This window comes from Pseudomonas gregormendelii (assembly GCF_017114825.1).
GTDB lineage: Bacteria > Pseudomonadota > Gammaproteobacteria > Pseudomonadales > Pseudomonadaceae > Aquipseudomonas > Aquipseudomonas gregormendelii.
In genome coordinates this window covers 21,463-46,589 of sequence record NZ_JADEVO010000003.1, presented here as the reverse complement: position 1 = coordinate 46,589, position 25,127 = coordinate 21,463, and the positions used below count along the sequence as shown (strand labels likewise).

The following is a 25,127-nucleotide window of genomic DNA, read 5'->3' as shown; positions in this document are numbered from 1 at the left end:
GATGGGCTCCGCTTGCTAAGTAGGTGGGCTAGGCGATGTGTCGCCAGTCGAGCCCTGAATCTTGATCGGCTAGTTGCAGCCAGTCCGGGTCGCACCCGAGGGTGTCGACAAAACATTGCCGGGCCAGCTGCGGCAGGTTGTTCTTGCTGCTCAGATGGGCCAGGACCAGGTGTTGCAGGCCTTGCCAGCCCAACTCGGACACCAGGAATGCCGCCTGGTGGTTATTCAAATGTCCCAGTTCGCCGCCCACCCGCTGCTTGAGAAAGTACGGGTAGTGACCGCGAGCCAGCATGTCACGGCAATGGTTGGACTCGATCATCAATGCATCGAGGTCTTTGTAGCCATCCAGCACCCTGTTGCAGTACGACCCCAGGTCGGTCAGCAGGCCGAAGCGCCGCTCACCATCGCTGAACACGTACTGCGTCGGTTCCTGTGCATCATGGGCCACGGCAATGACGCCGATGCTCAGTGCGCCGATCTGCAGTTGCTCGCCGCCGGCCAGCAGGCCAGCAGGTTCAATGGGTTTGCGCATCCCGCGCAGGGTACCGCGACTGAGGTAGACCGGCAGATTGTAGCGCCGAGACAGCAAACCCACGCCATGCACGTGGTCGGCATGTTCGTGGGTCACGAGTATCGCGCTCAGCTGCGCCGGGTTCACACCCAGGCGCAACAGGCGTTTTTCGGTTTCCCGCAGGGAGAAACCACAATCCACCAGCACATACGTATCAGCGCTGGCTATCAGCGTGCCGTTCCCTTGGCTACCGCTGCCGAGAACGGCAAAACGCATGAGATCAGCCCAGGTTGTCCTGAATCACGCTCAACACTTTGCGCGCCACATCAGCTGGCGCCACGGTGTTGATGTTCTTCTCGACGGTGACCTGGACGTTTTCACCCACCTTGCTCAGGCGAACCTGATAACGCTCGGCGCGGGCTTCAACTTCTTCCTTGTTCGGCGCGCTGCCGAACAGGCTGCTGAAGAAACCAGGCTTGTCGTCTTTCTTCTCGGCCTTTTCAGCCAGGTTGATGTAGTACAGGCCCAGGCTGCGGTTGATGTCTTCAACTCGCCATTCGCCCTGTTCCAGCGCACGACCGACACTCGACCAGGCGCGGTCCAGGTCGTTGCCGATGTTCAGGACCGGGTTGCCGCTGCCGTCTTCGCTCAGGCTGACGCGGCTTGGCGTATCGAAATCACGCGAAGCCAGCATGGAGACCGAACCGCCCTTCTCGGAGATACGGCTCATGCTCGCGAGCATGTCGTCGACCAGTGCCGCGTCCAGGCCGGTGTTGACCGAACGGTTGGTGAACTCGACATCGGCAGTGCTGCCCGCAGGACGTTCGGCGCTGACCACGTAGATTTCACTGGTATTGCGCTGCACGCCCGGCTCGATGCGCACCCGCACGCGGGTTTCGCTGTCGCTACCGACACCGGCAGCGCTCAGGCGCTTGGCCATGGCGGCGGACAGTTCGTCGGAATGCTGCCAGGTGGTGGTGAATTCGCCGGTTTGCGGGCGCTGTTCGTCCAGGCGGAAGCCGTTGTCCTGGAAGAACTGCACGGCCACTGGCCAGGCTTCTGCCGGTGGATTCTGCGCGACGATCCAGCGAGTATCACCACTCTTCTGCAACGAGTAGGCACTGGCGTCAGCCGCCGCGGTCAGCGGTTGCGGACGAGGCACGACGTACTCGCCCTTGACGGAGTCATCGGCCACGTTGCGCGGGATCGGCAGCAACGGGTCCAGGCGCTTGGCGGTGGTGACATCCGGTGGCAGTTGCATCGGTGCAGTCTGTTGCGCTTCCAGGTAATCGCTACCACGGTCACGGAAATAACCTTCCGGGCCCCAGACCCATCCACAGCCACTGGTGCTGGAGATGATCACGGCTAGTGCGGAAAGTCCGGCCAATCGCTTCATGCGTAGTACTTCCTCAATTAAACCAGGACGCCGGACTGGCGCATGGCCTGCCGCAGCGGTTCGTGACAGGCAGTGCTGAGCCAGGTGAGCGGCAGACGGATACCGTCCGGCATCAAGCCCATTTCATGCAGCGCCCATTTCACGGGAATAGGGTTGGATTCGATGAACAGGGTTTTATTGAGTGGCATCAGCTTTTCGTGAATGGCGCGGGCCGTGACGGCGTCACCTTTCAGAGCGGCATTGCACAGGTCGGCCATGGCGCGCGGGGCCACGTTGGCGGTCACCGAAATGTTGCCCTTGCCGCCCATCAGGATCAGTTCGACGGCGGTCGGATCATCACCCGAGATCACCAGGAAGTCTTCGCTCACGCCATCGAGGATGGCCTTGGCACGAGACAGGTCGCCGGTGGCTTCCTTGATGCCAATGATGTTCTTCACGGTCGACAGGCGAATCACCGTGTCGGCCTGCATGTCGCACGCGGTGCGGCCAGGCACGTTGTAGAGGATCTGCGGGATGTCGACAGCTTCGGCGATGGCCTTGAAGTGCTGGTACAGGCCTTCCTGGGTCGGCTTGTTGTAATACGGCGTCACCAGCAGGCAGGCGTCGGCACCCGCGGTCTTCGCGTTGGTGGTCAGCTCGATGGCTTCGCGCGTCGAGTTGGCGCCCGTACCGGCGATCACCGGAATGCGCCCCGCAACCTGCTTCACCACGAAACGAATCACTTCGATGTGCTCGTTCACGTCAAGGGTGGCCGATTCACCTGTAGTGCCGACCGCCACGATGGCGTGGGTGCCGTTTTGCAGGTGAAAGTCCACCAGTTTGCTCAGGCTGTCCCAGTCGAGACGACCCTGTGCATCCATGGGTGTGACCAGTGCCACCATACTGCCCGCAATCATGCAACCGCTCCTGCCGGAAAAAGAGAGCGGTAATGGTACTGGCGCCAAGATGCTTGTACAAGCGAAGTACTGCGCTGCTGCCATTCCCCTTGGCGCCGCTTTTCGCTACCCTTCAGACTTTGATCGGTACTGATAAGCTCGTACGCCGGGTTCCAGCCTCCATTTTCGGCATCATAAGCCCCGATCCAGCGTTGCCACCCTTCGCTCTTGCCTCAATAGAGCGTGTTGCAACCTGCCATCGGGTTTTCTGAATTCGCATCCGCAGGCTCGTGCACGGTAAAAAAGCCCGTTGAGGTATCGACCGCTCATCGCTTTAGGAATGCTGCATGTCCACCCCCACAGTTCGCGAACAATTCCTTGTCATCAGTGCCCTCGGCGCCAACCCTATGGAGCTGACTAACGTCCTGTGCCGCGCCAGCCATGAAAATCGCTGCGCCGTGGTCACTTCTCGCCTGACCCGTCATGGCGAGTGCAGTGCGTTGGTCCTCGAGATCTCCGGCAGCTGGGACGCCCTGGCTCGCCTCGAAGGCAGCCTGTCGGGCCTGGCCAAGAAGCATGCCTTCACCGTCAACGTAGTGCGCAGCGCAGCCCTGGAGAATCGTCCTCAGGCCCTGCCGTACGTCGCCTACGTCAGCTCCGCCTATCGCTCGGACATCATCAACGAGCTCTGCCAGTTCTTCATGGACCATAACGTCGAGCTGGAAAACCTGACCTGCGACACTTATCAGGCGCCTCAGACCGGCGGCACCATGCTCAACGCCACATTTACCGTGACCCTGCCTGCCGGCGTGCAGATCAGTTGGTTGCGCGATCAGTTCCTGGATTTCGCCGATGCGCTGAACCTGGACGCACTGATTGAACCGTGGCGCCCACAGAACCCAATGTAAGGAAGCTTTTCATGGCCGTTGCCATCGACCAACCGGTTGCCGACTTCGAAGCACCCGCCACCAGCGGGCAAACCGTCAACCTCGCCAGTCTCAAGGGCAAGCAGGTGGTGATCTACTTCTACCCCAAGGACAGCACGCCAGGCTGCACGACCCAGGGCCAGGGCTTCCGTGATCAGCTCGAGGCGTTCAAGGCGGCCAATACCGAAGTGTTCGGTGTGTCCCGCGACAGCCTCAAGTCCCATGAGAACTTCAAGGCCAAGCAGGCTTTCAACTTCGAGCTGATCAGCGACAAGGAAGAAGCGCTGTGCCAGCTGTTTGATGTGATCAAGCTGAAGAAGCTGTATGGCAAGGAGTACATGGGGGTGGATCGCAGCACTTTCCTGATTGATAAGGACGGTGTGCTGCGCCAGGAGTGGCGTGGTGTGAAGGTGCCGGGGCATGTGGATGCGGTGTTGGCGGCGGCTCAGGCCTTGAATAAAGCGTGACCCTTGAAAAGATCGCAGCCTTCGGCAGCTCCTACAGAGAAATTTGCGAAATCCTGTAGGAGCTGCCGCAGGCTGCGATCTTTTACAGCCTAAAGCAGCGGCGCCACCACCGGCTCCTTGCGCGGCCACGCATCCAGCACGGCCTTGAACAGCGTCGCCAGGGGAATTGCAAAGAATACCCCCCAGAAGCCCCACAACCCGCCAAACAACAACACCGCGCAGATGATCGCCACCGGATGCAGGTTCACCGCTTCCGAGAACAGCAGCGGCACCAGCACGTTGCCGTCCAGCACCTGGATGATGCCGTAGACTGCCATCAGGTAGATGAACTGATCGCTCCAGCCCCACTGGAACAGCGCAATCAGCAAGACCGGCACCGTCACCACCACGGCGCCGACGTAGGGCACAACCACCGAGACGCCGACCAGCAACGCCAGTAGCGCTGCGTAGTTAAGGCCCAGCACCACGAAGCCGATGTAGGTCGCGCCGCCGCAAATGAAAATCTCGATGACCTTGCCGCGGATGTAATTGGCAATCTGCCGGTTCATTTCATGGGCCACGCGGGTGATCAGCGCCCGCTCCCGAGGGAGATAGCCGCGGACCCATTCGCCGATCATTTCCCGGTCCTTGAGGAAAAAGAACACCAGGATCGGCACCAGGACCAGGTAGATCATGATGTTCACCAGCAGCGGCAGGCTGGACAGCGAGAACGTCAGCGCCCACTGGCCGAAATTGCCGATCTCGCCCCGTGCCACTTCAATCGCCCGTAACACCTGCTCGTCCGATACCAGATGCGGGTAGCGTTCCGGCAGCAGCAACAGCAACGACTGCCATTTGGCGAGCATGCCGGGCAGCTCGTTGAACAGGGTGATCAGCTGGTGCCAGAGCAACGGCACCACGACGACGATAAACACCAGTAACACACCCATGAACAGCGCGAACACCAGGCCCACCGCGGCGCCACCGGGTACGCGCAGGCGTTCGAGCGTCACCACCAGGCCCTGCATCAAATAAGCCAGCACCATGCCTGCAAGCACAGGCGCGAGCATCCCGCCCAGGGTCAGGACTGCGGTAAATGCCAGGAACAGCAGCACCGCCAGCACCACGGCTTCTTCGTCGGAGAAATAGCGCTGAATCCAGTCGCGTAACACTTTGAACATCAAAAATCCTTAAGAAACGAACCCAACGCAATTCAGGCTTTTTTCAACCAGTAGCGGTACACGCCTGCTTCATCTTCTTCGCGAAGCAGCGTATGACCGGCCAATCGGGCAAAGATGCGAAAGTCGCGCTGCGACCCCGCATCCGTGGCGATGACCTTGAGCACTGCGCCGCTGGCCAGGCGATTGAGTTCGAGCTTGGCCTTGAGCAGCGGCAACGGGCAACTCAGGCCGCTGGCGTCCAGCTCGGCATCATGGGCTACAGCTTCAGTCATTGCATCACTCCAGGTCTGGCGGTTGAACGGCTTAGAATATCTGGTCCGAAGGCAAGTGTCCGGCTACAGTAAGGTCTTTGTCGACTAAGGCTTTGTGCATGACCTTTCTGCGCCCTACCCTGCTGACGCTCGCTTGCCTGCTCGCCTCACCGGGCTTCGCCGACGACCTGCCGTCACTCGGCGACGCCAGTTCTGCCATCGTCTCGCCGCAACAGGAATACCAGCTGGGCCGCGCCTGGCTCGCCCTGTTGCGCAGCCAGGTCTCGCAACTCAACGACCCGCAGCTCAAGGATTACGTCGAATCCAGCGTTTATCGCCTGGTGGAAACCAGCCAGGTGAATGACCGGCGCCTGGAGTTCATCCTGATCAACAGTCCGCAGCTCAACGCCTTTGCGGCGCCCGGCGGGATTATCGGGGTCAACGGTGGCCTGTTCCTCAATGCCCAGACCGAAGGCGAATACGCCTCGGTCCTCGCGCACGAATTGGCTCACTTGTCGCAGCGCCATTTCGCCCGTGGCGTTGAAGCGCAACAGCGCATGCAGGTGCCCATGATGGCCGCGCTGCTGGCCGGGATCGTGATCGCTGCAGCCGGTGCCGGCGATGCCGGGATCGCCGCAATTGCTGGCAGCCAGGCGGCGGCGATCCAGGAACAGCGCCGCTTTTCCCGCCAGAACGAACAGGAAGCCGACCGCATCGGCATTCTCAATCTGGAAAAAGCCGGTTACGACCCGCGCTCGATGCCCAGCATGTTCGAGCGCCTGGGGCGCCAGTACCGCTTCGACGCCAAGCCCCCGGAATTCCTCCTGACTCACCCGGTCACCGAATCGCGCATCGCCGATACCCGTAACCGGGCCGAGCAGGCTAAAGCCGGCGGCATCGAAGATACGCTGCGCTACCAGCTGATTCGTGCCCGCGTGCAACTGGTTTACGAAGAAACCCCGGGCCTGGGTGCCAAGCGTTTTCGTGCTCAGCTGGAAGAGAATCCGAAAAGCGACGTTGCCCGTTATGGCCTGGCAATCGCCCAGATCAAGGGCGGCCAGCTGAACGAAGCGCGGGAGAACCTCAAGCTGCTGCTGGCCAAGTCGCCCAACGAGATCATCTACAACCTGGCGCAAGTGGACCTGGACATCACCAACAATCGCCTGGCGGATGCCCAGGCGCGGGTAGACCGGATGCTTACCCAGTACCCCGGCAACTACCCGCTCAACCAGGTGCGCGTTGACCTGCTGCTCAAACAGAACCGCGCAGCCGACGCCGAGAAGGCGCTGGAAGGCCTGCTCAAGTCCCGCCCTGATGATCCGGACGTGTGGTACCAGGTGGCAGAAACCCGCGGCCTGTCGGGCAACATCATCGGCCTGCACCAGGCGCGTGCCGAGTACTTTGCACTGGTGGGCGACTATCGCCAGGCCATCCAGCAACTGGATTTCGCCAAGCGCAAGGCAGGCAGCAACTTCCCGCTGTCGTCGCGCATCGATGCGCGTCAGCGTGAGCTGATGGAACAGGAACGAATGGTCAAGGACATGATGGGCTAAGCGGCCCGAGCATCAATCTGCGCACATAAAAAAACCGCCTCTCTCGAGGCGGTTTTTCATTCAGCCAACAACCGGTGTTATTCCGCCAGCTTGAAGGTGATGAAGCTGGCACGACCCTGACGCAGGACTCGCATCGACACCGAACGGTTCTTCGGCAGCGCCTTGGCGATCTCGGTGAACTCCTTGGTGGAACCGATCGCCTGGTTGTTCAGGTGAGTGATCACATCATTGGGCTGCAAGCCGATCAGCGAAGCAGGACCGTCCTGGACTTCCTTGATGATCACGCCACCCTTGAGGTCGTAGGTTTTCTTCTGCTCGGCAGTCAGCTCGGCTACCGAGACACCCAGGCGATTGCTGCTGCGCTCGACGCCGGATTTAGCCAGGGTCTCCAGCTCTTTGCCTTCTTCCGGGATCGCGCCAACGATCAGTTCCACATTCTGGCGTTTGCCGTCACGGATCACTTCGAGGTTGGCCTTGGAACCTGCCTTCAGCGCGCCCACCAGGTGCGGCAGGTCCGCAGACATGACGATCGGTTGACCGTTCATGGTGAGGATCACGTCGCCGACCCGCAGGTCGCCCTTGGCAGCAGGGCCGTCATCCTGGATCTGCGCAACCAGTGCTCCGGCCGGCTTATCCAGGCCAAACGACTCGGCAAGATCCTTGTTCACTTCCTGAATGACAACGCCCAGCCAGCCGCGGCTGACCTTGCCACCGCTTTTCAGCTGGTTGGACACATCCATGGCCACATCGATCGGGATGGCGAACGAAACGCCCATGAAGCCACCGGAGCGGGTGTAGATCTGCGAGTTGATCCCCACCACTTCACCGTTCAGGTTGAACAGCGGACCACCGGAGTTACCCGGGTTGATCGGCACGTCGGTCTGGATGAATGGCACATAGTTTTCGTTCGGCAGGCTGCGACCAATGGCGCTGACGATGCCTTGGGTCACGGTGTGGTCAAAGCCGAACGGCGAACCGATGGCAACCACCCACTGGCCCGCCTTCAGGTCCTGGGACTTGCCCAGTTTCAGAACGGGCAGGTCCTTGCCTTCGATCTTCAGCAGGGCCACGTCGGAACGTGGATCGGTGCCGACCAGCTTGGCTTTCAGTTCGCTACGATCGGCAAGCCGCACGAGAATCTCGTCGGCATCGGCGATCACGTGGTTATTGGTGAGAATGTAGCCGTCAGACGAGATGATGAACCCCGAGCCCAGGGATTGCGCCTGCTGGCGATCGCCCCTTGGCGAGCGCGGCGAGCGTGGCTGCGGCATGCCGCGTTCAAAAAACTCGCGCAGCATGGGCGGCAGGCCTTCGAGGTCGGGCATGTCCTCGGCAGATACTTTGCGGTCCGGCAATTTTTGCGTGGTACTGATGTTGACCACAGCGGGCGAGGCTTGCTCGACCAGTTGGGTAAAGTCAGGCAACTCGACCGCCTGTACGGCGACGGCCTGCCCGAGCACCAGCACAGTGGCGACAATGGAAAGGTAAGACTTCAAGCGTGGTATCGACATACGGCTCCCGTTACAACGAGCATGATTAAGCGATATGGAGCAAGGAACACCGGGAAAGATACGCCGGTATTTTTGTTCCGGGAACAACAAACAAGGCCAGAGCCGAGAGGCTGTGACCTATAAAAAATTGTGGAGTGTTTTGCAAACTGAAATGCTCACGAAACATTTCGCTATCGACTCACTACTTGGCTGCAGTGGCATCAGTGCGCATGGACAGCGCGATTCGCTCAGCGGTGCCAATCGGAATCTCACCGACGACCGTTACCATGATTTCGCCCTCAGGCGTGGTCAAGCGCCGCGAAACCGCCACAGTAGGCCCCAACTGCGTGCGTGTGTCAGTCACGGTTGCACCGTTCAGAGGTTCCAGGAATACCGAAAATCGAGACAGGCCGTCGTCATACATCAGGCTGCTGACCTGAGTCTTCGTCTGGAGATCCTTGTGTGCAGAGCTGCTGACCAGTTCAAACCCAGGCGGCAACCAATCCGAACGCCAGGCTTGCGCAACGTTCGCTGCAGAAGTCTTGTCGCCATCAGCGACAATCATCTTGCAGTCGGCGCCCGCTTGCAAATCACTGTCGGAAGGTACGTCGGAAGTATTGAGCTGGGTGAACTGGAAGCGTTCCAGCAACTGCCCCTTATCATTCAACAACAATGATTTGAGTGGCAGGCCGGTTTCCATATCAAGATGCAGCTCGAAACCGTAGCGATGCTGATCCCGCGGCGTCAGCGCAACAATCACTGCTGGACGCCCAGCCACACGCGATTTGCCGATCACGGCAATTTCATACCAGTTCTTGAGCTTTTGTGGATCAAGTGCACGAGCAGCAGACTTGGAGGATTCCCCAAGCCCTGCAATCAGGGTGCCGCTGACGCATTGAGTACGCCCATCAACACGTACGACTTCCTGAGCCGAGCCGTCGAGCTGGAGTAGACGCTCGCGGACCTTGCCATCCTGGACACGATGCCAGATGTTGTGGGTAGAAAAACTACCGTTACGCTCGTAGACAAAAGTACCGTTAAAGCTTTGCGTCTGCTCGGCATGGCCCAGCCGTGTCAACCAGTCCTGGGCTTCATCCGCGTGGGCTGGAACAATGAACCAGCCACTGAGCAGAAGCGAAAGTAGAGGTATGGCGCGCATGATCCTCCTTAACGGTTTTCCAGGCTTGCTGCACGAGCGTATGGCAGTGCGCTTTCAGTACCTTTTAACGCAGCTTCCTGAGCGTGTTGGCGCAGGTAGGTCGGCAGACGCTGGTCGTGCCAGCCTGGCTGACCTTGCAGCACGCCATTGGCCATAGGGCCATTCGCTTCAGAACTTTCACTATAGCCTGCCAATACCGCTGGGCCTTTGACCTGAGGAACGGCCAAGCCAGGCTGGTTGGACTGCTGTGCCAATTCCACACCGGCGATCTCGTCCTGGTTATACAGGCGAACACCGGCCAGAACGGCCACGGTCACGGAGGCAGCTACTGCCAGGCGACCCAGGCTACGCCATGGACCACGGGTGGCTTTTGCCGGTACGGTTTCGTCAGCCAAGGCTGCCGAGACGGCCGCCGCAATATCCAGGCGTGGAAGCAGCAGATCCTTGTGCATGACTGCCCGAGCGATTTGATAACGAGCCCAGGTTTCACGGGTTTCAACATCGTCGAAGGCATTCAACACCCGACGCAATTCCAGTTCGTCCGCTTCGTTATCCATCACTGCGGACAGCGATTCCTGAAGGGCTTCACGACTCATGGCGTTCCTCTCTTGGCTGTCGCCGCTGTCTTTAGTTTTCCTGCAACAACGGCTGCAGGGCTTTATCGATGGCTTCCCGAGCGCGAAAAATCCGGGAGCGCACGGTACCCACCGGACATTGCATGACTGCTGCAATGTCCTCGTAACTCAGACCATCGAATTCACGTAAAGTTAAGGCCGTACGCAAATCTTCTGGCAGTTGCTGGATGGTCCGATGGACGGTGCCTTCGATCTCATCCCGCAGCAATGCGCGTTCTGGGGACTCGAGATCCTTCAGGCCATGATCGCCATCGTAGAACTCTGCATCTTCGGAACTGACATCGCTATCCGGCGGCCGGCGGCCGCGTGAAACCAGATAGTTCTTCGCCGTGTTAATGGCGATGCGGTAAAGCCACGTGTAAAACGCGCTGTCTCCGCGAAAATTACCAAGTGCACGGTACGCCTTGATAAAGGCTTCCTGTGCCACATCCTGGGCTTCATGGGTGTCGTGCACGAAACGCACGATCAACCCGAGAATTTTGTGCTGATACTTCAGCACCAGCAGATCGAAAGCTCGCTTGTCGCCACGCTGAACGCGCTCGACCAGCTGCTGATCCTCTTCCTGGGTTAGCATGAACACTCCTCGATAAGCTCGAAGGAGGCTTGCATAACTAAACGACCAGACTTGCAAACATAGACTCGGGCTTTTCGCAAAAGTTCTCCCCCTCCAAGCAAGTTTCCTGCGGGCTCTGATTTGGCACGCACGAAAAGCGCAGCGCGGGTCAACCCGGCTGCGCGAATAATCTTGTCGCCGGATTCACGTGGCAGGCCTCTGAACACAGATCCTGCACTGAAGCCGACACTGTCCCTTTAATCGGGCAACGGTCTATTGATCTTGGCACTTTGGCAAAAGTTCCAATTATTTATAGCCTTGCACCAACAGCAATGGGCGAATTCGAGCAGAAAACGACTGTTAAATCCACGATACAGTCATGCTGTCGCCGAACCGGTGAAAAAACCATCCGACGAAGCGTCCGACTTTTCCTGTCATCGTAGTTTCACAATGCCATGCCGCCTCGGCTATTGTGCCGCTCCCCCCCTCTATATACTAGTGGGCTGTGTGGCTGCCTTGACTTGCCGTTGCGGAGTCTTGCGCCAACCCCGACTCGGGTCGCTTTGTGCGGAATTCTGAAATGAGCCAACAGTTTCAACACGATGTTCTGGTAATAGGCAGCGGCGCTGCAGGCTTGAGCCTGGCGCTGACCTTGCCTGGTGATTTGCGCATCGCCGTTTTGAGCAAGGGCGACCTCGCAAACGGCTCGACATTCTGGGCCCAGGGCGGGGTCGCTGCAGTGCTGGACGATACCGATACTGTCGAATCCCACGTTGATGACACCCTCAACGCCGGCGGCGGGTTGTGCCATGAAGATGCCGTGCGTTTTACCGTCGAGCACAGCAAGGAAGCCATTCAATGGCTGATCGACCAGGGCGTGCCCTTTACCCGTGACGAGCAGTCGGGCACTGAAGATGGCGGATTTGAATTCCATTTGACCCGCGAAGGCGGTCACAGCCATCGGCGCATCATCCACGCCGCCGATGCAACCGGCGCTGCAATTTTCCGCACCCTGCTCGCCCAGGCCCGGCAAAGACCGAACATTGAACTGCTGGAACAGCGGGTGGCGGTCGACCTGATCACCGAAAAACGCCTGGGCCTGGCCGGCGATCGCTGCCTGGGTGCCTACGTGCTCAACCGCGGCACCGGGGAAGTCGACACCTACGGTGCGCGGTTTGTGATCCTCGCGTCTGGCGGTGCCGCCAAGGTCTATCTCTACACCAGCAATCCCGATGGCGCCTGCGGTGACGGGATTGCAATGGCGTGGCGCTCGGGCTGCCGGGTGGCCAACCTGGAGTTCAACCAGTTCCATCCCACTTGCCTGTATCACCCGCAAGCCAAGAGCTTTCTGGTGACCGAAGCCCTGCGCGGCGAAGGTGCGCACCTGAAACTGCCCAACGGCGAACGTTTCATGCAGCGTTTCGACCCGCGTGCCGAACTCGCGCCCCGGGACATCGTGGCACGGGCCATCGATCATGAAATGAAGCGCCTGGGGGTGGACTGCGTCTACCTGGACATCAGCCACAAGCCGGAAGCGTTCATCAAGAGCCACTTCCCGACAGTCTACGAACGCTGCCTCGAATTCTCCATCGACATCACCAAACAGCCGATCCCCGTGGTACCGGCTGCGCACTACACGTGCGGCGGGGTGATGGTCGACCAGCACGGTCGCACCGATGTCCCAGGCCTGTATGCCATCGGCGAAACCAGCTTCACCGGGCTGCACGGCGCTAACCGCATGGCCAGCAACTCGCTGCTGGAATGCTTTGTGTACGCACGGTCAGCGGCGGCGGACATTCTAAAACAGCTGCCTGCAGTGTCGATCCCGATCGACCTGCCGGTCTGGGATGCCAGCCAGGTCACCGATTCGGACGAGGACGTGATCATTGCGCACAACTGGGATGAACTGCGCCGTTTCATGTGGGACTACGTCGGCATCGTGCGCACCAACAAGCGTCTGCAGCGCGCCCAGCACCGGGTACGTTTGCTGCTTGATGAGATCGACGAGTTCTACAGCAACTATAAAGTCAGCCGGGACCTGATCGAGTTGCGCAACCTGGCCCAGGTGGCCGAGCTGATGATCCGCTCGGCCATGGAACGCAAGGAAAGCCGCGGCCTGCACTACACGCTCGACTACCCGAACCTGTTGCCGGTGGCGCTGGACACTGTTCTGGTGCCGCCCACCTACGTCGACTGAACCTCAACCGCACCCGCAGGCGGCGGTGCACATCTACCGCCTGCGAATCCCGGGGTACGCACACTGATCGGACCCTTCTCTCGCCTCGCAGGCGAAAGCGCAACACCACGATCAGTGGCAGCGCCAGGCTGTCCGGGCGCAACTGCACCGGCTGCCAGCCCCTGGCCTCATTCCACAACTGCCAGCCATCGGCATCTCGACGCAGCCCGCGAAACGCCTGGGGATGACTCAACAGAATCTGCCTAGGCAAGACCCACGCACCGTGGGCCACGCACAGCAGCACCCCAAGCGCAGTGGCCCAGAGTGGAATGGAGAGCAGGAACAACGAAACCAGCGCGAGCAGCTGCGCCAGCAGATAGGCCGCCAGCAGCTGCCGTGAGGCGTGCCAGCGGCATTCAAACAGGTTACTTGGGCTGGACACGATCCAGGATCATCCGGACCATGCGCTGCAGCTCCGGGTCTTCCGATTCAGCGCGTTCCATGAACCAGCCGAACATGTCCTGGTCTTCACACTCGAGCAACCGGACGTAGCAGTCGCGGTCGACTTGGTTCAGATGCGGATAAACCTCTTTGACGAAGGGCACCAGCAACACGTCAAGTTCAAGCATGCCGCGGCGGCTGTGCCAGTAGAGGCGATTGAGTTCAACATTTTCGACCATGGAGCGCTCCTCAAATAGGCCGCAAGTATACAGCCCCGTGCCCGGCGGGACACTCGGCTTTGGTCGGGCGCGATCAGGCTTTTGTAAACTACCCATTTCGAGGGCACACCCTTATGATGTCCTCCAGACTCTTTACCCTGCGATGACTCATGGCCGATTCTGCTTTTTTCTGCACCCTGTCTCACGAAGGCGTACTCGCGGTCCGAGGCGCGGACGCCAGTAAATTCCTGCAAGGCCAGTTGACCTGCAACCTCAACTACCTGAGTGATACCCAGGCCAGCCTGGGCGCGCGCTGCACGCAAAAAGGCCGGATGCAATCGAGTTTCCGCATCCTGCTGGAAGGAGACGGCGTGCTCATGGCCATGGCGAGCGAACTGCTGGAGCCGCAGTTGGCGGACCTTAAAAAATACGCCGTGTTTTCCAAATCCAAATTGACCGACGAAAGCGCCGCCTGGGTCCGCTTTGGCCTGGAGCATGGCGACGCTGCACTGAACGCGCTGGGTCTAGACCTGCCGGCAGTCACCGACAGTGTCGCGCGCCACGGCGGTCTCGTCGCCATCAGGGTTTCGCCTGACCGCGCCGAACTCTGGGTGGCTGCCAATCAGGCCGCTGCCGTGAAGCAACAGCTGGCTGCCGTACTGGCTGAAGGCGAACTCAATCAATGGCTGCTGGGCCAGATTCGCGCCGGGATTGGCCAGGTCATGGCGGGCACCCGCGAGCTGTTTATCCCGCAGATGCTGAACCTGCAAGCCATCGGTGGGGTGAGTTTCAAGAAAGGTTGCTACACCGGCCAGGAAATCGTCGCGCGCATGCAGTACCTGGGCAAGCTAAAGCGCCGCCTGTATCGCCTGCAGCTGACTGGCGATGCATTGCCGGAGCCCGGCGCGCCGCTGTTTTCCCCCAGCCACGCCAGCGCCATAGGCGAAGTGGTGATCGCGGCACAGGCAGGCCAAGACATTGAACTACTGGCAGTATTGCAGGCCGAAGCAGCGGAAGGTGGTGATGTTCACCTGGGCAGCCTCGAAGGGCCTGCCATGACCTTGCTTGACCTGCCTTACGAGCTGGATCGCGACCGCGAAATCCAGCGCTGAAGGCAGCACCTCTCGCAATACCCTCCTGGATAGACGAAATGAGCAAGCTGGCGGAAAAGGTCCAACAGGATTTGGTTGCGGCCATCGACAACGATGACCTGGTTCTGCCTACGTTGCCCGAAGTGGCCTTGCAGATTCGCAAGGCTGCCGAAGACCCGGAAATCAGTGTCAGTGCCCTCGGCAAGGTGATTGGCCGCGATACGGCGTTGTCGGCGCGCCTGATCAAGGTGGTCAACAGCCCGTTGCTGCGCGCCACTCAGGAAGTCACTGACCTGCACACGGCGATCACCCGCCTGGGCGTCAACTACAGCAGCAACCTAGCGATTGGCCTGGTCATGGAGCAGATCTTCAACGCCCGTTCCGAGGTGGTCGAGCAGAAAATGCGCGAAGTCTGGCACAAGAGCCTGGAAATCGCCGGCGTCAGCTATGCGCTGTGCCGTCGCTACACCCAACTCAAGCCGGACCAGGCCGCTCTTGGCGGGCTGGTGCACCAGATCGGCGTGCTGCCGATCCTGACGTATGCCGAAGATCACAATGAGTTGCTGGCCGACGCAGTGAGCCTCAATCACGTCATCGACCAGATCCATCCGCTGATCGGCGAAAAGTTGCTCAAGGTCTGGGATTTTCCCGAGAAGCTGGTGCAGATTCCCCGGCTGTACCTGGATCTGCAGCGCGATTCCGAACGCCTGGACTATGTCGACCTGGTGCAGGTGGCCAGCTTGTACTGCCACAAGAACAGCAATCACCCGCTCTCGCGAGTCGATGCCCTTGAAGTGCCGGCGTTCCGGAAAATGGGGATTGACCCGCAGAACGAGACGCTGTGCAGGGATCTGGAAGAGTCGCGGTCGATGTTTTACTGAGCCTTGTGCTCAGTAACCCTGGGGCCACTGCGCAACCTTTATCCCGCGACGAAACTCACCCGAACCTTCAAGCCCGCGTGCTCGCCATCGTGCAGACTGATTTGTGCCAGGTGCGCACGGCAGATCTCACCGACAATCGCCAGGCCCAGTCCCGACCCGGCGACCTGCTGATTGCGTCGGTAAAATCGTTCGAATACCCGCTCACGCTCTTCAAGGGGAATTCCCGGTCCATCGTCCTCGACCTCCAGCACCGCCGGCGCAGTGACCCGCAGAATCACATTGCCGCCCGATGGCGTGTGGGCCAGCGCGTTGTCTACCAGATTACTCAGCAGCTCGTTCAACAGCGTGGGTTCGCCGCGCAACCACACCGGTTCGTCTGCTTCCAGGGCCAGCGCCACCCCGCGAGCATGGGCCAGAGGCGCCATGGCCATGCCCAGCTCCCGGGCCAGTTGGCTGAGATCGAGCAACTGCGCACCGCCCTCGGCGATCGCCCGGGCGCCGTTCTCCACCCTGGCCAGTGACAGCAGCTGGTTCGCCAGATGGGTCAGGCGGTCGGTGCCCTGGGCTGCGGTTTCCAGGGTGCTGCGCCAGGTTTGCGGTTCGGTTGCCCGCAAGCCCAGTTCCAGACGTGCCTTGAGCGCCGCCAGCGGAGTGCGCAATTCGTGCGCGGCATCGGCGATAAATTGCGCCTGGCGCTCGAACTGCCCGCGCAGGCGTTCGGTGAAATGGTTGAGCGCGCGCACCAGCGGCCATAATTCGTGCTGAACCTCCACCAGTGGCAGTGGCCGCAAATCGTCCGGCTGACGCTCTTCCACGGCAGTGCGCAAGCGTTCCAGGGGCCGCAGCGCAGCGCTGACGGCAAACCACACCATCAACAGCGCTCCGATTGCCAGCATGCCCAGGCGCAGCAGGGTGTCCGCCGCGAGGCTGCGGGCCATGTCGACCCTGGCTTCATCGGTTTCCGCGACCCGAATCTCCGCCATGCCGTTCATGTTCGGCTCGCTGACCGGCTTGAGCAGGCTGACCACGCGAACATTCTGGCCCTGATACTTGGCGTTGTAGAACCGCGCAAGCGCCGGGTAATCGTCGGTGCGCGGGGTACCCGGGGGCGGTGGAGGAAGGTTTTCGTAGCCGGAGATCAGTTTCTGGTTGATGTCGTTGACCAGGTAGAAAATTCGCCCGGCGCTGTCGTAGGCGAAGGTATCGAGCGCCACATAGGGCACGTCGGCGCTGAGGGTGCCGTCGACCTGGGAGACCCCCGCCGCGATGGTTCGCGCCGAGGCCAGCAAGGTGCGGTCATAGGCCGTATCGGCGGCCTCGCGACCATTCCAGTAAGCGCTCAATCCACTGGCCAGCATCAACACCACCAGCAACAGCGCCAGGTTCCACAACAACCGCCAGCGCAGGCTGCTGGGCTTATGCATCGCGGCTTTCCAGCAAGTACCCGAGGCCGCGGAAGGTCACGATGGCGACCGACTGGCCGTCGAGTTTCTTGCGCAGGCGGTGCACGTAGATTTCGATCGCGTCGGGGCTGGCTTCCTCGTCCAGGCCGAATACCTGGGAGGCCAGTTGCTCCTTGCTCATCACCCGCCCCGGCCGGGCAATCAGCGCCTCGAGCACCGCCTGTTCACGGGAGGTCAGGGTGAGTAATTCCTCGGCGAGGGTGAAGCGTCGAGTGTCCAGGTCATAGGAGAGCACACCGCAAGTCTGCTGGCGCTCGCCACCCAGCACGCTGCGGCGCAGCAGGGCCTTGACCCGTGCCTCAAGCTCGGTCAGCTCAAAGGGCTTGGCCAGATAATCGTCGGCGCCCAGGTTGAGGCCATGCACCCGATCCTTGACGTCACTACGGGCCGTCAACATCAGCACCGGCAGGTTCTTGCCCCGGGAGCGCAGGCGCGCCAACACCTCGAAGCCATCCATGCGTGGCAACCCGACGTCGAGGATCGCCATGGCGTAGTCCTCGCTGCTCAGTGCCAGGTCTGCGGCCACGCCATCGTGTAGTACGTCCACGGTCAGCCCCGTGCTTTTCAGCGCCTGGGCGACACTTTCGGCAAGCTGCAAGTGGTCTTCGACGAGCAGAACACGCATGGATCTTTACCTCATTCAGGGATGGTCGACGCCATTCTTTGGCGCGAAGTTTACAGCCCGATCCGGCGCTGTGAAGCAGCAAAACCGTGAAAGCACGCTGAAAGGTTGGCGAAAGGTTGGCCCGTTAAAGTCGGCCGACGGATGGTTTCGACTGCAAACCATCCCCCTTGCTTTGAAATGTAGCTCCCGAAAAACGCCATGAAGCGTTTTCGCCAATAAGAACAATAAACGAGGTACTGCACCATGCCGTCTACACGCCGCCAGGCTGACCTGTCTCGTCCCATCCTTCGCTCCCCAACGCTTATCAACACCATTTGCATGGTGCGAAATTGCTTCGCCTGAATCATTCCAAAAACAATAACTCCCCTGGAGACACCTATGAATCGATCACTGCGCCGTTTCGCCCTCGCCGCCAGCTGCATACTCTTTGCTGGACAAATCATGGCCGAGCCCAAGCGCCCGGAATGCATCGCCCCCGCCTCGCCCGGCGGCGGTTTTGACCTGACGTGCAAGCTGGTACAGAGCGCCCTGGTGAACCAGAAACTGCTGAGCAAACCGATGCGCGTGACCTACATGCCCGGCGGAGTCGGCGCAGTGGCGTACAACGCGGTGGTTGCCCAGCGCCCGGCCGATGCCGGCACGCTGGTGGCGTGGTCAAGTGGTTCCCTGCTGAACCTGGCCCAGGGCAAGTTTGGTCGTTTCGACGAGAGCGCGGTGCGCTGGCTGGCGGCGGTCGGTACCAGCTATGGCGCGATCGCAGTGAAAAGCGATTCGCCCTACAAGACCCTCGACGACCTGGTACAGGCGCTGAAAAAAGACCCGAGCAAGGTAGTGATCGGCTCCGGCGGCACCGTGGGCAGCCAGGACTGGATGCAAACCGCGCTGATCGCCAAGGCCGCCGGGATCAACCCGCGCGACCTGCGTTACGTGGCCCTCGAAGGTGGCGGTGAAATCGCCACGGCGTTGCTGGGCGGGCATATCCAGGTCGGCAGCACCGACATCTCCGACTCCATGCCGCACATCCAGAGCGGCGACATGCGCCTGTTGGCGGTGTTCTCCGAGAAGCGCCTGGACGAGCCGGAAATGAAAGACATTCCGACCGCCAAGGAGCAAGGCTACGACATCGTCTGGCCAGTGGTTCGCGGCTTCTACCTCGGGCCGAAGGTCAGTGACGAGGATTACGCCTGGTGGAAAGACGCCTTCGACAAACTGCTGGCGTCCGATGAGTTCGCCAAGCTGCGCGATCAGCGTGAACTCTTCCCCTTCGCCATGACCGGCCCCGAGCTGGACACCTACGTGAAGCAGCAGGTCGCGGACTACAAAGTGCTGGCCAAAGAGTTCGGCCTGATCCAGTGATCGTCCTTGTCTAGCGGTTGCGACCCCGCCCCGGGGTCGCAGCCCAGGAGTTTCCCATGCTCTTACAACGCATTTTTGCTGCGGTGCTGTTGCTGGCCTGCGTCGGCCTGGCACTGATGGCATGGCCATATCAGGCCGCTTTTTCCTACGAGCCGGTCGGCCCACGGGCCTTTCCCCTGCTGATGCTCGGGCTGATGGGCTTGGGCCTGCTGTACATGCTGTTCCGTCCGACGCCGATCGTGCACAGCGACGATGACCCCAAACTCGACCGCGAAACCCTGAACAAGATCGGCATCTGCATCGTGCTGCTGCTGATCTTCGCCGGCCTGTTCGAACCGCTGGGCTTTATCCTCAGCAGCATCCTGATCGGTATCCCGATGGCTCGCCTGTACGGCGGTCGCTGGTGGCCGAGCATCGTGGTGACGACGCTGATGAGCGTTGGTCTCTACCTGCTGTTCGACAAGTTGATGGACGTGCCGTTGCCCCTGGGCCTGCTCGACGTTCTGGAGAACTGATATGGATACTTTTGGCTATTTGGGCCAGGGGTTCGGCGTCGCGCTGAGCCCGTACAACCTGGTGACTGCACTGTGTGGCACCCTGATAGGCACCGTCGTCGGCCTGTTGCCGGGCCTGGGCCCGATTAACGGCGTGGCCTTGCTGATCCCGATCGCGTTCGCCCTCGGCCTGCCGCCGGAGTCGGCGCTGATCCTGCTCGCGGCGGTGTACCTGGGTTGCGAATACGGCGGCCGGATCAGCTCGATCCTGCTGAACATCCCGGGTGAGGCCTCCACCGTGATGACCACCCTCGACGGTTACCCGATGGCGCGCAAGGGCCTGGCCGGCGTGGCACTTTCGCTGTCAGCCTGGAGTTCTTTCATCGGCGCGTTCATCGCCACCTGCGGCATGGTGCTGTTCGCGCCGCTGCTGGCGAAATGGGCGATTGCCTTCGGCCCGGCGGAATACTTCGTCCTGATGGTATTCGCGATTGTCTGCCTCGGCGGCATGGCTGGCGACCGACCGTTGAAGACGTTTATTGCGGCACTGATCGGCCTGTTCCTGTCGACCGTCGGCATCGACGCCAACAGCGGTGTGTACCGGTTCACCGGGGATAACATCCACCTGACCGATGGCATTCAGTTCGTGGTGCTGGTGCTGGGCCTGTTCTCCATCAGCGAAATCCTGCTGCTGCTGGAAAAAACCCACCGCGGCCAGGAAGCGGTAAAAGCCACCGGGCGCATGATGTTCAACTTCAAGGAAGCGTCGGCGGTGTTCGCGGTGAACATCCGGTGCGGCCTGCTTGGCTTCATCATGGGCGTGCTGCCAGGTGCCGGGGCCACCCTCGCCAGCGCCGTGGCCTACATGACCGAAAAACGCATTGCCGGGGCCAAGGGTACGTTCGGCCAGGGCGACATGCGCGGCCTGGCGGCACCGGAAACGGCCATCGGTGCTTCGGCCTGCGGCGCGCTGGTGCCGATGCTGACCCTGGGTGTTCCCGGCTCAGGCACCACGGCCGTGATGATCGGCGCCCTGTCGCTGTACAACATCACCCCAGGCCCGCTGCTGTTCCAGCAACAGCCAGACATCGTCTGGGGGCTGATCGCGTCACTGTTCGTCGCCAACATCATGCTGGTGATCCTCAACATCCCGATGATCCGCATATTCACCCGCATCCTTGCCGTGCCGAACTGGGCACTGGTGCCGGTGATCGCCATCATTACCGGGATCGGCGTCTACGCGGTGCACGCCACCACCTTCGACCTGTTCCTGATGATCGGCATCGGCATCTTCGGCTACATCCTGCGCAAGCTGGACTTCCCGCTGTCGCCGGTACTGCTGGGGTTCATCCTCGGCGGTTTGATGGAGCAGAACCTGCGTCGCGCCCTGTCGATCTCCAACGGAGCGCTGGAAATCCTCTGGTCCAGCACGATCACCTTTGGCGTCTGGATACTCACGGCGCTGATGCTGTTTATGCCGTTGCTGCGGATCTGGCGCAAACGTTCGGTCGCTCGTCGCGCAGTCGCCGATGCCTGATCGAGCACCCCTCAACGCCTGGTGGGGTACGCCGCTGGTTGGCGCGCTGGGCGGTTACCTCGCCAGTCTGGTGGGCTGGCCGCTGCCGTGGATGGTCGGCTCGCTGCTGGCGATCATCCTGGTGCGCTGCCTGACGCCGTGGCAGTTGGCAGAGATCCCTGGCGGGCGTAAATGCGGCCAGTGGATCATCGGCATTGGTATCGGCCTGCACTTCACCCCGGTGGTGATGGAGCAGGTGCTGAGCCACTTCGGCCTGATATTTTTTGGCGCACTGGTCACCAGTCTGTCCGCCGTGGTCGGCGTCTGGCTGATGCGCCGGACGGGCGAAGATCGCGCCACCGCGTTCTTTTCCAGCATGCCCGGCGGCTCCGGCGAAATGGTCAACCTCGGTGCGCGCAATGGCGCAGTGTTGAGCCGTGTCGCTGCAGGGCAGAGTCTGCGAGTGCTGGTAGTGGTGCTGTGCGTACCAGCGGCATTCAAGTATCTGCTGGGTGACGGCGCACCGGTTTTCCATCCGGCGGCTGTCAGCTGGTGGTGGCTGGCCCTGCTCTTTCCGGCAGGCGCCATGGCCGCCTGGGTCTGGGATTTTCTGCGCCAACCCAACCCTTGGCTTTTCGGCCCGTTGCTGGTCACTTCGGCAGTGAGCATTGGCTGGGACCTGCACATCGGTTTACCGATGGTGGCAGTCAGATCGGCCAATGGCTGATCGGCAGCGGACTGGGCTGCCACTTCAACCGGCAATTTTTCCGCCGGGCACCCTCGTTCATGGGCCGCACCTTGATAGCCACCGTGCTGACCATGCTGATCGCGACACTGGCGGCACTGGGGCTCAGTGCCTTGACCCATCTGGACTTGCGTTCGCTGACCCTGGGGATGATGCCCGGCGGGATTGCCGAGATGAGCCTGACTGCCGAGACCCTGCAGCTGTCGGTGCCACTGGTGACGGCGATGCAGGTGATGCGGTTGTTGTTTGTGCTGTTTCTGGCGGAGCCGTTGTTCAAGTACTGGAATCGCAATCCTGATTAGACCGGCGGCAACCGCCACTCGATGGGCGCTTCGCCGTTCTGTTCCAGAAACTTGTTGGTACGGCTGAAGTGCCCGCAACCGAGAAACCCGCGATAGGCCGACAAAGGCGACGGATGCACCGATGTCAGCACCAGGTGCTTGGTCGCATCGATCAGCTTCTGCTTGCTCTGGGCATGGGCGCCCCAGAGCATGAACACCAGATGCGGCTGATGGAGGCTGACCAGTTCAATGATCCGGTCGGTGAAAAACTGCCAGCCCTTGTCCTTGTGCGCATTGGCATTGGCGCGCTCAACCGTCATGGTGGTGTTGAGCATCAGCACGCCTTGATCGGCCCAGCTCTGCAAATAGCCGTGGTTGGGGATATCAATGTTCAGGTCGCGCTTGAGCTCTTTGTAGATGTTGACCAGCGATGGTGGCGCCGGCACGCCCGGTTGCACCGAGAAGCACAGGCCGTGGGCCTGACCTGGGCCGTGGTACGGATCCTGCCCGAGAATCACGACTTTGACTTTATCCAGGGGCGTCGAATTGAGCGCATTGAAAATCATCGGGCCAGGCGGATAGATCTCCTTGCCCGCCGCCCGCTCCTGCTGCAGGAAATTGCGCAACTCTGCCATGTAAGGCTGGTCGAACTCAGCACGCAGTGCCTCCTTCCAGCTCGGTTCGAGTTTGATACGGTCGTCAGCAGTCATGGTTACACCCGGCAAAAACAATGGGGGGAACCCTAAGAAGGCCGCTCACACTTGTCAATTGATCTGACGCAGATCCGGCACTTTCCTGCACAGCGATCATACTGAACGCTCAAATTCCTGATCGAGGTCACGATGAATCTGCACTTCGAAGAACTCACCGGTACCGACGGCGCACGCATCGGCGTGGCCACCCTGGATGCCGAAAAATCCCTGAATGCCCTGTCCCTGCCGATGATCAACGCATTGAGTCAGCAACTGGACGCCTGGGCCAAGGAGCCGCAAATCGTCTGCGTCCTGTTGCGCGGAAACGGTGCGAAGGCGTTCTGTGCCGGTGGCGAGGTGCGCAGCCTGGTGGAAGCCTGCCGCGCGCAACCGGGCGAAGTACCGCCCCTGGCCGCGCATTTTTTCGCGGCGGAATATCGCCTCGATTTCAACCTGCATACTTATCCCAAGCCACTGATCTGCTGGGGCCATGGTTACGTACTCGGTGGTGGCATGGGCCTGTTGCAAGGCGCAAGCCTGCGCATTGTTACGCCGAGCAGCCGCCTGGCAATGCCGGAAATCAGCATCGGCCTGTATCCGGACGTTGGCGCCAGCTGGTTCCTGTCGCGCCTGCCGGGCAAGCTCGGCCTGTTTCTAGGGCTGACAGGCGCGCACATGAATGCTCGCGATGCGATCGACCTCGACCTCGCTGACCGCTTCCTGCTCGATGAGCAACAGGAAGCGTTACTGGAAGGGCTGTTGCAGATCAACTGGCAGGAACAGACCGCCATGCAGCTCAACAGCCTGCTCAAGGCCTTGCAACAGCAAGCCCTGGCGCAGATGCCCGAGGCGCAATGGTTACCGCGCCGTCAGCAGATCGATGAGCTGCTGGATGTCAGTGACGTGCGCTGTGCCTGGAAAGCCATCAGCCAGCAGAGCGACCACAGCGACCCGCTGCTCAGCCGGGCTGCCAAGACCATGAGCGAAGGCTCGCCGCTGACTGCGCACCTGGTGTGGGAACAGATTGCCCGCGCGCGGCACATGTCGCTGGCGCAGGTATTCCAGATGGAATACACCCTGAGCCTGAACTGCTGCCGTCATCCGGAATTCAGTGAGGGGGTGCGGGCGCGATTGATCGACAAGGACCAGAAGCCGCATTGGCACTGGCCTGATATCAATAATGTGCCGGAGGCGGTAGTCGATGCGCATTTCCAGAAGGTTTGGGAAGGGCGCCATCCGCTGGCGGATCTCTCGGAATACTGAAAACAATTGCAGGAGCCGATTTTCTGGCGGTGCCAGCAACGCTGGTATGCCCGTTTAACCCGTAGGAGCTGCCGAAGGCTGCGATCTTTTGCCTTCGGCGCCCATTTTGACGCAGAAGATCAAAAGATCGCAGCCTTCGGCAGCTCCTACGGGTGTGGTGTATCCGATGCGCAGCCATTCAGATGGCGGTATATCAGACGCATGTGACACGGGGGGCGGTGTATCAGACGCATAGCAATACAGATGGCGGTGTATCAGTCGCATGTAATACAGCTGGCGGTGTATCAGATACATCGTAGATTGCCGGCAATCCGTTGCCGGCAATCCGCCCCATCGGGGCTTCAGCGGTTGCGGCCACCGCGGCCATCGTGATCACCGCGACCATTATGGTCGCCACGCCCACCGTGGCGTCCGCCGCCGCGATAGTCATTGTTGCCGCCGCCACGATTAGGTCCATCCCAGCCGTGCCGCTGTTGAGCCCGATAATCGGCCCGTGGTGACGAGTGGTAATAACGCGGTGCCGGCTGGTAGACCCGTGGCTGGTAATAATGCCGCGGAGTCGGCTGGTAATACCGCGCAGGCGGTGCGTAGTAGCGGCGCGGCTGGGTGTAATAACCGCCGCCTCCCGAGTAGTAAGTGCCGCCGGAATAGTAGGCAGGCGCGGGCGAGGTGTAGACCTCGGAACTGTAGTAGCTGCCTCCTCCATCGGAATAGGGCACGCAGGCGCCCACTGACAATCCCAACGCAGCAATCAGAAGAATTCGCAGTTTTATTCGAGAGAGCATGGCGGCCTCCTGGACCGCGAGTGAGCCACACCAGCGACGCTGGCAGGCGACAGTCAATTATTCGGTGACTGTCGATAGATCAGACATCGATTCCGGAATCTGGTGCGGCCTTGCAATACGTTGA

At 60.7% G+C, this 25,127-nt stretch carries 24 protein-coding genes and 2 pseudogenes; 11 read left to right on the top strand and 15 right to left on the bottom strand.

The annotated features are described in order from the left end of the window. Window positions 1–28 precede the first annotated feature (28 nt). The 3 genes from IMW75_RS03270 to dapA are packed head-to-tail and all read right to left on the bottom strand — an operon-like array spanning window position 29 to window position 2,803. Window positions 29–787 (bottom strand): MBL fold metallo-hydrolase, encoded by a 759-nt coding sequence (locus tag IMW75_RS03270; RefSeq protein ID WP_045058765.1) that lies wholly within the window; start codon window positions 785–787, stop codon window positions 29–31. A gap of 4 nt (window positions 788–791) precedes the next feature. Further along, window positions 792–1,907: an outer membrane protein assembly factor BamC gene (gene bamC, locus IMW75_RS03265; RefSeq protein WP_045058766.1), complete on the bottom strand. Its 1,116-nt coding sequence runs from the start codon at window positions 1,905–1,907 to the stop codon at window positions 792–794. Between the two features lie 17 nt (window positions 1,908–1,924). Beyond that, window positions 1,925–2,803 (bottom strand): 4-hydroxy-tetrahydrodipicolinate synthase, encoded by an 879-nt coding sequence (gene dapA, locus IMW75_RS03260; protein ID WP_045058767.1) that lies wholly within the window; start codon window positions 2,801–2,803, stop codon window positions 1,925–1,927. A 326-nt stretch (window positions 2,804–3,129) separates the two neighbouring features. On the opposite strand from dapA, the gene IMW75_RS03255 reads away from it, so the two are divergent. Then, a complete protein-coding gene (locus IMW75_RS03255; RefSeq protein WP_045058768.1) occupies window positions 3,130–3,690 on the top strand; it encodes a glycine cleavage system transcriptional repressor in 561 nt (186 codons plus the stop codon). An 11-nt stretch (window positions 3,691–3,701) separates the two neighbouring features. Next, complete coding sequence (locus IMW75_RS03250; RefSeq protein ID WP_045058769.1) at window positions 3,702–4,175, top strand: peroxiredoxin; 474 nt, start codon at window positions 3,702–3,704, stop codon at window positions 4,173–4,175. 89 nt (window positions 4,176–4,264) lie between these two features. Here IMW75_RS03250 and IMW75_RS03245 read toward each other — a convergent pair whose 3' ends face one another. Then, on the bottom strand, window positions 4,265–5,335 hold the full coding sequence (locus tag IMW75_RS03245) for an AI-2E family transporter (RefSeq protein WP_205891858.1): 1,071 nt from the start codon (window positions 5,333–5,335) through the stop codon (window positions 4,265–4,267). A 32-nt stretch (window positions 5,336–5,367) separates the two neighbouring features. Then, a complete protein-coding gene (locus tag IMW75_RS03240; protein WP_205891857.1) occupies window positions 5,368–5,607 on the bottom strand; it encodes a sulfurtransferase TusA family protein in 240 nt (79 codons plus the stop codon). Between the two features lie 98 nt (window positions 5,608–5,705). Between IMW75_RS03240 and IMW75_RS03235 the strand changes: the two genes are divergently transcribed. Beyond that, the gene (locus IMW75_RS03235; RefSeq protein WP_045058772.1) at window positions 5,706–7,139 is read left to right on the top strand and encodes a M48 family metalloprotease; all 1,434 of its coding nucleotides are present in this window, start codon (window positions 5,706–5,708) and stop codon (window positions 7,137–7,139) included. A gap of 77 nt (window positions 7,140–7,216) precedes the next feature. Here the strand turns inward: IMW75_RS03235 and IMW75_RS03230 are convergent, their stop codons facing one another. The 4 genes from IMW75_RS03230 to rpoE form a co-directional block, all read right to left on the bottom strand. After that, window positions 7,217–8,650, bottom strand: coding sequence for a DegQ family serine endoprotease (locus IMW75_RS03230; protein WP_045058773.1), 1,434 nt, complete (start codon window positions 8,648–8,650; stop codon window positions 7,217–7,219). Window positions 8,651–8,831: 181 nt separating this feature from the next. Beyond that, window positions 8,832–9,788, bottom strand: coding sequence for a MucB/RseB C-terminal domain-containing protein (locus IMW75_RS03225; RefSeq protein ID WP_205891856.1), 957 nt, complete (start codon window positions 9,786–9,788; stop codon window positions 8,832–8,834). Window positions 9,789–9,796: 8 nt separating this feature from the next. Next, window positions 9,797–10,384 carry a sigma-E factor negative regulatory protein gene (locus tag IMW75_RS03220; RefSeq protein WP_045058775.1) on the bottom strand — a complete coding sequence of 196 codons (588 nt, stop codon included), beginning with the start codon at window positions 10,382–10,384 and terminating at the stop codon, window positions 9,797–9,799. Between the two features lie 31 nt (window positions 10,385–10,415). Then, window positions 10,416–10,997, bottom strand: a complete 582-nt coding sequence (gene rpoE / locus IMW75_RS03215) for an RNA polymerase sigma factor RpoE/AlgU (RefSeq protein ID WP_007944079.1) — start codon at window positions 10,995–10,997, stop codon at window positions 10,416–10,418. Window positions 10,998–11,556: 559 nt separating this feature from the next. On the opposite strand from rpoE, the gene nadB reads away from it, so the two are divergent. Then, on the top strand, window positions 11,557–13,173 hold the full coding sequence (gene nadB / locus IMW75_RS03210; protein ID WP_205891855.1) for an L-aspartate oxidase: 1,617 nt from the start codon (window positions 11,557–11,559) through the stop codon (window positions 13,171–13,173). On the opposite strand, the pseudogene IMW75_RS03205 reads toward nadB, so the two are convergent. Then, window positions 13,145–13,594: pseudogene (locus IMW75_RS03205) on the bottom strand (protein YgfX); the annotation flags it as partial. The gene nadB and the pseudogene IMW75_RS03205 sit on opposite strands and share 29 nt — an antisense overlap. After that, a complete protein-coding gene (locus IMW75_RS03200) occupies window positions 13,578–13,832 on the bottom strand; it encodes an FAD assembly factor SdhE (protein ID WP_045058777.1) in 255 nt (84 codons plus the stop codon). The pseudogene IMW75_RS03205 and the gene IMW75_RS03200, both read right to left, overlap by 17 nt. A 149-nt stretch (window positions 13,833–13,981) precedes the next feature. Here IMW75_RS03200 and ygfZ point away from each other — a divergent pair, with 149 nt between their 5' ends. After that, window positions 13,982–14,923, top strand: a complete 942-nt coding sequence (gene ygfZ, locus IMW75_RS03195; protein WP_205891854.1) for a CAF17-like 4Fe-4S cluster assembly/insertion protein YgfZ — start codon at window positions 13,982–13,984, stop codon at window positions 14,921–14,923. A 38-nt stretch (window positions 14,924–14,961) separates the two neighbouring features. Continuing rightward, complete coding sequence (locus tag IMW75_RS03190; protein WP_045058779.1) at window positions 14,962–15,783, top strand: HDOD domain-containing protein; 822 nt, start codon at window positions 14,962–14,964, stop codon at window positions 15,781–15,783. Between the two features lie 38 nt (window positions 15,784–15,821). Here the strand turns inward: IMW75_RS03190 and IMW75_RS03185 are convergent, their stop codons facing one another. Further along, window positions 15,822–17,207 (bottom strand): sensor histidine kinase, encoded by a 1,386-nt coding sequence (locus IMW75_RS03185; protein ID WP_205891853.1) that lies wholly within the window; start codon window positions 17,205–17,207, stop codon window positions 15,822–15,824. Continuing rightward, window positions 17,200–17,871 (bottom strand): response regulator, encoded by a 672-nt coding sequence (locus tag IMW75_RS03180; RefSeq protein WP_045058781.1) that lies wholly within the window; start codon window positions 17,869–17,871, stop codon window positions 17,200–17,202. The genes IMW75_RS03185 and IMW75_RS03180 overlap by 8 nt, the downstream gene beginning before the upstream one ends. A 378-nt stretch (window positions 17,872–18,249) precedes the next feature. On the opposite strand from IMW75_RS03180, the gene IMW75_RS03175 reads away from it, so the two are divergent. From IMW75_RS03175 to IMW75_RS03160, 4 genes and pseudogenes are all read left to right on the top strand, one after another. Further along, window positions 18,250–19,227 (top strand): Bug family tripartite tricarboxylate transporter substrate binding protein, encoded by a 978-nt coding sequence (locus tag IMW75_RS03175; RefSeq protein WP_045058782.1) that lies wholly within the window; start codon window positions 18,250–18,252, stop codon window positions 19,225–19,227. Between the two features lie 56 nt (window positions 19,228–19,283). After that, a complete protein-coding gene (locus IMW75_RS03170) occupies window positions 19,284–19,742 on the top strand; it encodes a tripartite tricarboxylate transporter TctB family protein (RefSeq protein ID WP_045058783.1) in 459 nt (152 codons plus the stop codon). 1 nt (window position 19,743) lies between these two features. Further along, window positions 19,744–21,258 (top strand): tripartite tricarboxylate transporter permease, encoded by a 1,515-nt coding sequence (locus IMW75_RS03165; protein WP_205891852.1) that lies wholly within the window; start codon window positions 19,744–19,746, stop codon window positions 21,256–21,258. Further along, window positions 21,251–22,284: pseudogene (locus IMW75_RS03160) on the top strand (AbrB family transcriptional regulator). The gene IMW75_RS03165 and the pseudogene IMW75_RS03160 overlap by 8 nt, the downstream one beginning before the upstream one ends. Here IMW75_RS03160 and ung read toward each other — a convergent pair. Further along, entirely contained in the window at window positions 22,281–22,973 is a 693-nt protein-coding gene (gene ung, locus IMW75_RS03155; RefSeq protein ID WP_045058786.1) for a uracil-DNA glycosylase, read from the bottom strand. The pseudogene IMW75_RS03160 and the gene ung sit on opposite strands and share 4 nt — an antisense overlap. Window positions 22,974–23,105: 132 nt before the next feature. On the opposite strand from ung, the gene IMW75_RS03150 reads away from it, so the two are divergent. Beyond that, window positions 23,106–24,218, top strand: coding sequence for an enoyl-CoA hydratase/isomerase family protein (locus tag IMW75_RS03150; RefSeq protein WP_045058787.1), 1,113 nt, complete (start codon window positions 23,106–23,108; stop codon window positions 24,216–24,218). 341 nt (window positions 24,219–24,559) lie between these two features. Here the strand turns inward: IMW75_RS03150 and IMW75_RS03145 are convergent, their stop codons facing one another. Continuing rightward, window positions 24,560–25,003, bottom strand: coding sequence for a hypothetical protein (locus tag IMW75_RS03145; RefSeq protein ID WP_205891851.1), 444 nt, complete (start codon window positions 25,001–25,003; stop codon window positions 24,560–24,562). Window positions 25,004–25,127 lie beyond the last annotated feature (124 nt).

Excerpts from the sequence above, each read along its gene's own strand:
- IMW75_RS03270 (WP_045058765.1), bottom strand. The coding sequence starts at position 787 with ATGCGTTTTGCCGTTCTCGGCAGCGGTAGCCAAGGGAACGGCACGCTG.
- bamC (WP_045058766.1), bottom strand. The coding sequence starts at position 1,907 with ATGAAGCGATTGGCCGGACTTTCCGCACTAGCCGTGATCATCTCCAGC.
- dapA (WP_045058767.1), bottom strand. The coding sequence starts at position 2,803 with ATGATTGCGGGCAGTATGGTGGCACTGGTCACACCCATGGATGCACAG.
- IMW75_RS03255 (WP_045058768.1), top strand. The coding sequence starts at position 3,130 with ATGTCCACCCCCACAGTTCGCGAACAATTCCTTGTCATCAGTGCCCTC.
- IMW75_RS03250 (WP_045058769.1), top strand. The coding sequence starts at position 3,702 with ATGGCCGTTGCCATCGACCAACCGGTTGCCGACTTCGAAGCACCCGCC.
- IMW75_RS03245 (WP_205891858.1), bottom strand. The coding sequence starts at position 5,335 with ATGTTCAAAGTGTTACGCGACTGGATTCAGCGCTATTTCTCCGACGAA.
- IMW75_RS03240 (WP_205891857.1), bottom strand. The coding sequence starts at position 5,607 with ATGACTGAAGCTGTAGCCCATGATGCCGAGCTGGACGCCAGCGGCCTG.
- IMW75_RS03235 (WP_045058772.1), top strand. The coding sequence starts at position 5,706 with ATGACCTTTCTGCGCCCTACCCTGCTGACGCTCGCTTGCCTGCTCGCC.
- IMW75_RS03230 (WP_045058773.1), bottom strand. The coding sequence starts at position 8,650 with ATGTCGATACCACGCTTGAAGTCTTACCTTTCCATTGTCGCCACTGTG.
- IMW75_RS03225 (WP_205891856.1), bottom strand. The coding sequence starts at position 9,788 with ATGCGCGCCATACCTCTACTTTCGCTTCTGCTCAGTGGCTGGTTCATT.
- IMW75_RS03220 (WP_045058775.1), bottom strand. The coding sequence starts at position 10,384 with ATGAGTCGTGAAGCCCTTCAGGAATCGCTGTCCGCAGTGATGGATAAC.
- rpoE (WP_007944079.1), bottom strand. The coding sequence starts at position 10,997 with ATGCTAACCCAGGAAGAGGATCAGCAGCTGGTCGAGCGCGTTCAGCGT.
- nadB (WP_205891855.1), top strand. The coding sequence starts at position 11,557 with ATGAGCCAACAGTTTCAACACGATGTTCTGGTAATAGGCAGCGGCGCT.
- IMW75_RS03200 (WP_045058777.1), bottom strand. The coding sequence starts at position 13,832 with ATGGTCGAAAATGTTGAACTCAATCGCCTCTACTGGCACAGCCGCCGC.
- ygfZ (WP_205891854.1), top strand. The coding sequence starts at position 13,982 with ATGGCCGATTCTGCTTTTTTCTGCACCCTGTCTCACGAAGGCGTACTC.
- IMW75_RS03190 (WP_045058779.1), top strand. The coding sequence starts at position 14,962 with ATGAGCAAGCTGGCGGAAAAGGTCCAACAGGATTTGGTTGCGGCCATC.
- IMW75_RS03185 (WP_205891853.1), bottom strand. The coding sequence starts at position 17,207 with ATGCATAAGCCCAGCAGCCTGCGCTGGCGGTTGTTGTGGAACCTGGCG.
- IMW75_RS03180 (WP_045058781.1), bottom strand. The coding sequence starts at position 17,871 with ATGCGTGTTCTGCTCGTCGAAGACCACTTGCAGCTTGCCGAAAGTGTC.
- IMW75_RS03175 (WP_045058782.1), top strand. The coding sequence starts at position 18,250 with ATGAATCGATCACTGCGCCGTTTCGCCCTCGCCGCCAGCTGCATACTC.
- IMW75_RS03170 (WP_045058783.1), top strand. The coding sequence starts at position 19,284 with ATGCTCTTACAACGCATTTTTGCTGCGGTGCTGTTGCTGGCCTGCGTC.
- IMW75_RS03165 (WP_205891852.1), top strand. The coding sequence starts at position 19,744 with ATGGATACTTTTGGCTATTTGGGCCAGGGGTTCGGCGTCGCGCTGAGC.
- ung (WP_045058786.1), bottom strand. The coding sequence starts at position 22,973 with ATGACTGCTGACGACCGTATCAAACTCGAACCGAGCTGGAAGGAGGCA.
- IMW75_RS03150 (WP_045058787.1), top strand. The coding sequence starts at position 23,106 with ATGAATCTGCACTTCGAAGAACTCACCGGTACCGACGGCGCACGCATC.
- IMW75_RS03145 (WP_205891851.1), bottom strand. The coding sequence starts at position 25,003 with ATGCTCTCTCGAATAAAACTGCGAATTCTTCTGATTGCTGCGTTGGGA.